This is a genomic window from Rhizorhabdus sp. (assembly GCF_018006725.1).
In the GTDB taxonomy this organism is placed as follows: domain Bacteria; phylum Pseudomonadota; class Alphaproteobacteria; order Sphingomonadales; family Sphingomonadaceae; genus Rhizorhabdus.
This window is the reverse complement of record NZ_JAGMXV010000326.1, coordinates 1-4,384: the sequence shown is the minus strand read 5'-3', so window position 1 is coordinate 4,384 and position 4,384 is coordinate 1. Positions and strand designations below refer to the sequence as shown.

Annotated in this window: 3 protein-coding genes; 1 reads left to right on the top strand and 2 read right to left on the bottom strand. The window is 61.6% G+C overall.

Annotated elements, in window-relative coordinates; genetic code table 11:
- Positions 1-166: 166 nt before the first annotated feature.
- Both KAY22_RS25095 and KAY22_RS25090 read right to left on the bottom strand, forming a co-directional pair.
- Positions 167-3,136 carry a Tn3 family transposase gene (locus KAY22_RS25095; RefSeq protein ID WP_072495413.1) on the bottom strand — a complete coding sequence of 990 codons (2,970 nt, stop codon included), beginning with the start codon at positions 3,134-3,136 and terminating at the stop codon, positions 167-169.
- 15 nt (positions 3,137-3,151) lie between these two features.
- Positions 3,152-3,757, bottom strand: coding sequence for a recombinase family protein (locus KAY22_RS25090; protein WP_055971942.1), 606 nt, complete (start codon positions 3,755-3,757; stop codon positions 3,152-3,154).
- A gap of 188 nt (positions 3,758-3,945) precedes the next feature.
- On the opposite strand from KAY22_RS25090, the gene KAY22_RS25085 reads away from it, so the two are divergent.
- Positions 3,946-4,384: hypothetical protein (locus tag KAY22_RS25085; RefSeq protein WP_296625842.1), on the top strand; the 439-nt coding region annotated here is incomplete at its 3' end.

The following is a 4,384-nucleotide window of genomic DNA, read 5'->3' as shown; positions in this document are numbered from 1 at the left end:
GCTGCAGGCGAACTCCTCCGGCACGGCCATGCCCGGCGTCCAGTAGAGGCCGCCTGCATCCCAGTCATGGCCGGAATCGTGGCTGCAGGTATAGGTGAGGCCGCGGGCCTGTCATACGGCGATTGTGATCTCTGGGGCTCCGTGGGCATTTCTGCAATAATACCCGCTAAGGGAAAGCGAAGTTGTTTGGATTGAAACGGTTAGCGCGGATCGGCCTGAAGCGTTCGAGGGGTCGGTCAATTTCGTTCCAGAGATAGTCGCCGGTGAGTGCGATATGAGCCCAGGGAAGTGGTGCGACTTGGGAGAGCAGCTCGGCGGGAATATCGATGCCCTGGGTGCGGACATAATCGACAGCGCGGCTGAGATAGACGGTGTTCCACAGGATAATGGCGTTGACGACGAGGTTGAGACCTGACGCCCGATAGGCCATGGTTTCCGCCACGCGGTTGCGCAGCTCGCCAAGCTGGTGGAGGAAGACCGCCCGGGCAAGGGCGTGACGGCTTTCACCCTTGTTGAGGATGGCATGCGATCTGCGCCGGAGCTTGGTGTCGAGCAACCAGTCGCAGATGAAGATCGAGCGTTCAATCCGGCCCATTTCGCGTAGCGCCTGATTGAGCCGATTTTGCCGAGGCGATGCGGCAAGCTTCTTGAGGATGACGGACGGCGGCACGAGGCCCGCGCCAATCGATGACTTCAGCCGCAAGACCTCATCCCAGTGCTGCTCGATGACATCCATGTTGACGGCTCCCGAGATCAGCGCCCCGAGCGGGTCGTACGCCGCGTCGGGATCGATGACGAAGAGCCTGCGATTGCCGAGATTGCGGATACGAGGAATGAGCCTATAGCCGAAGCCATGGAACATAGCGAATGTCGTTTCGGTCGCGCCGGCGGTATCGGTTGCATGCTCATGGATTTCGACGGAGCTTTCGTTGTGAAGGAGGCCGTCGAGCACGTAGGGCGCTTCGCTCTCGGACGCCTGGATCATCCGGGAGAAGAAGGAGGCGAAACGATTGGACAGGAAGCCATAGACCGAAGCACCTGGTCTTTTGCCGTATTTTGCATTGTATTCGAGGCTGGCTTCACCGCGCCCGCCTGCCGGAAAGAACTGCCCGTCCGAGGAGGAGATATGACCGTCGCCCCAGACCGCGGCGAAGGGATGAGCCTGCTGCGCATCGACCAGCACGGCGGTCGCCGTAGCATAGGTTTCCGAGCGCAGATGCCTATCTACCATCAGCATCATCTGGTGGATCGTGACGCCGCGTGAGCTTTCCGCCATGCGTTCAGCACCGGCGTTGGTGGCGTCGGCAAGGATAGCGGCCATCAGCGCCGGCTCGTCGTTCGCCGTCTCGCCGGTGCGATAGTGTGTGAAGCTGTCAAGGAACCTGGTCCAGCTGTGGACCTCGGCAAGCAGGCTGGTGATCCTGATCCGGGGAACGAGGATGTAAAGACGCCGGCTGAGCGCGACGATCCCGTCACGCTCCTCCTCGCGGATCGGGGAGACCGACAAACCCTTGTCGGAAATAGCCGCATCCGGAATGGCGTTGGCGGCCGCCGCCCTTGCCAGCTCTTTGAGTTTCGCGTCGAGCGTGGCGGTGCGTTCGGCTCGCCATTCGGCAAAGCTGTCAGGGATGGCAAGCCCGAGCCGGCCTTCGGCGCGCATCAGGGCAAAGATCGGTCGAGGCAGAAGATAATCCTCGAAACTGCGCCATGCTCGGCTGCCATCAACCCATATGTCACCGGCCCGCAGGCGCTCCCGAAGGTGAACGAGTACCGCCACTTCCCAAGCCCGAAGGTCGATGGTGACACCGTCCGAGCGCACACGTCGCCGCCACTTGCGCGTCATGAACGCGAACGGCACCTGCGCGGGTAGTTTCCTGCCACTGTAGAGCGCACGCAGATGATCCACTGCCTTCAAAACCGGATCATCGGGACGAAACGACCGGAAAGAGAACGCGCCGAACATGAGCCTGCCCAGCTTTCGCAGCGATTTGTGCCGCTCTATGAGCTCATCGAATTCGTCGCTGCGATCGGGGCGCACGACGGACCTGGCTGCGGCCACGCTGGCGGTCAATCCGTCCCAGCCGAGTGAGACTGCAATTGCGGATGCGAGATCGGTGTTGTTCTCACGGGCGGCCAGAAGCGCCTCGCCAAGCTTGAGATGATCGAGCGCCACCCCATCAAGAATCTCGGCTTCTTTCAGCCGGCGTTCTGTGCGGCTCAGTTCAGCCTTGCGCCGGGTGCTGCCGATCAGTTTGCAGAACATGTCGATCGCAAGGTCGGTGATTGCCGCCTGCCTCTCGATGACGAACGCCGTCAGCGTGGCGTAGCGGCGCTCGGATGTAAGGCGTCGTATCTCACGGGCATGCAGAATGCGGGCGTCCCGGGCGATGATGCCATAGCGGTTGGCATGGATCGTTTTACGTCGCTCATCGGAAATCGCCGCCGAACGCAGAACCTCAAGCCGGGCAATCAGGCCCTTGAGGTTTTTCAGTTTCGTCCCCTCCGGCGCTTCCGCAATCCAGCCGAGATGGCTCCGATCGCCGGACCGATCGATGAGAAGCTGATCAAGCGCCTCGATGGACGGTTGCTCCATGCCCCGGATCAAGCCGCGATAAGCCTGTCGTCGCGCTGCCGCCCGGCCCGCCATCGCCAGACGTATCAGCAGTTCCGGCACAGGAACGAGCAGCTTCCTCTCCTTCAGGGCTTCGATCACGGCCTTGGTGATCGGCTCGCCTTGTTCGGTAGCGGCTGCCTCGCGTGCCGCCGCGGTGATCAGGGATCGATAATCGCTCGCCCGGACGGGCCGGAGATCCAGTGCGACGACAATCTCCCGCGTATGTTCTCGACGGGTTTCCTCCCGCTGGGCATAGAGTGCGAACACCGCAGCGTCGATGCCCAACTGGTCGGCGACAACGGAGACGACTGCCTGAGGCGGAACTTCCCCAGCGCGGAGCGGACGACCGAGATCACGCACCAGGGCGAGTTGGATGGCAAAACCCAGACGATTATGCGATCGGCGATGCGCCCTGGCGAAAGCGATGTCCTCAGCGGACAGCGCATAGCGCGCGAGGGCCTCTTCATAAACATCGGGTGGGTCGAACAGAACGGTGCGCGACTGCGCGTCGAGGAAGGCCATCGGTCACACCCGCTCTCAAACTGGGGGAGCAGGCTCATCTTCTTTGCCCGGTCCGGTCCATCCGGTTCGCCGCAATGTATCGATGAGAGTCGAGCGCGGCACCTTGAATGTCCGACACACCGACGCCTTGCTGGCGCCGGCTTCCAGCGCCGCCAGAATCTGCTCAACCTTTTCGGTGTCGATCGTCGGTGGCCTACCGCCCTTGCGACCGCGCCGGCGTGCCGCCGCCAGTCCAGCGTTGACCCGCTCCGTGATCAGCACTCTCTCGTATTCGGCGAGCGTGCCAAACAGGTTGAACAGGAACGCACCGTGCGAATTCGTCGTGTCGATAGCTTCCGTCAAAGAGCGGAAGGCGACCCCGCGCATCTTCAGATCCTCAACGATTCTGATCAGGTGGGAGAGTGATCGGCCCAGACGGTCGAGCTTCCAAACGACCAGCACGTCACCCTCGCACAATTCCGCAAGGCAAGCCTTCAGCCCCGGCCGATCGTCGCGCGCGCCCGAAGCGCGATCCTGATGCAGGTGACGCTGATCGACCCCGGCCGCGAGCAGGGCGTCGCGCTGCAAGGCAACCGACTGCCGCTCATCACCGCTCGATACCCGCATGTAACCGATCAACATGCACGACAAACCTCAAATTCCGTGTTGCCGCACAGTCTCACATTCCGACAGGGTTTGTCGCGCAAATAATTGCCCAGTCACCCCGTCGATTTCGACCCGCCGAACCGCTACGCGGAAATCATCCGTTTTCCGTCACGCCAAAAATCTCTTAGCGGGTAATATTGCAGAGATTCCCACGGAGCCCCTTCATGCGCAACATCAGACAATCGGAAGGAAGCGGCGACTATTCCACCAACACGGGGAACGGCTTCTACGGCGCTTATCAGATGGGCGAAGAGGCCCTGCAGGACGCCGGGTATATGGATGCTGGCGGCAACTGGACCGGCAAGGACGGCGTAGAATCGCTAGACGACTACCTGTCGAATCCGACCGCACAGGACAATGCTTTCCTCGCCTACGGCGAGAAGAACCTAAGCTACCTCGGGAACTGGCAGCAATATATCGGCAAAACCATCAACGGCGTTCCCGTCACGCCGGCCGGTCTGATCGCCGGTAGCCATCTCGTCGGCGCTGGCGGTCTGAAATATTGGCTCACGAACGGCGGCGACTGCACCAACAAAGGCACAGGCTCCGACGCGGTAGATGGAAACGGCACCTGCGCGGGAACCTATGTCGCGGAAAATCAGG